1 pseudogene is annotated in these 387 nt (G+C 45.5%); it reads right to left on the reverse strand.

The features are described from left to right. Positions 1-387, reverse strand: a pseudogene (rpnB, locus tag GVJ63_RS22115) (recombination-promoting nuclease RpnB); the annotation flags it as partial.

The raw sequence follows: 387 nt of genomic DNA on the forward strand, positions 1-387 counted from the left end.
GCTTTTAGCTGTCTGTCATTAGTGTTCCCTGTAACTAGCAGCGAAACAATTTGGTCGACTAATCCCAACAGATCGCGCTGACGAATATGTTTCTGAATTAACTCCAACAGCGCCATTTTGCGGTGTTGCATAATCTCGTCATCCGGCACCACGGTAATATCCACCAACGGAAAAGCCGATGAATATATTTTGCGGGCTATAGCAGGCTCGGCAAATTCATCAAGCCAGCAGAGTGAATAAGGATAAGGACTTCTGCAACCATGATAAAACAGCATCGGGAGCACCAATGGAAGCTCTTTATAGCCCGCATCAAGATGGTTTTGCATTGCCGCAATGGAATAACGCATCATGCGAAAAGCCATTAATTCTTCCGGCTTACTTTGGTGC

The organism is Pantoea sp. 18059 (assembly GCF_902706165.1).
Lineage (GTDB): Bacteria > Pseudomonadota > Gammaproteobacteria > Enterobacterales > Enterobacteriaceae > Pantoea > Pantoea agglomerans.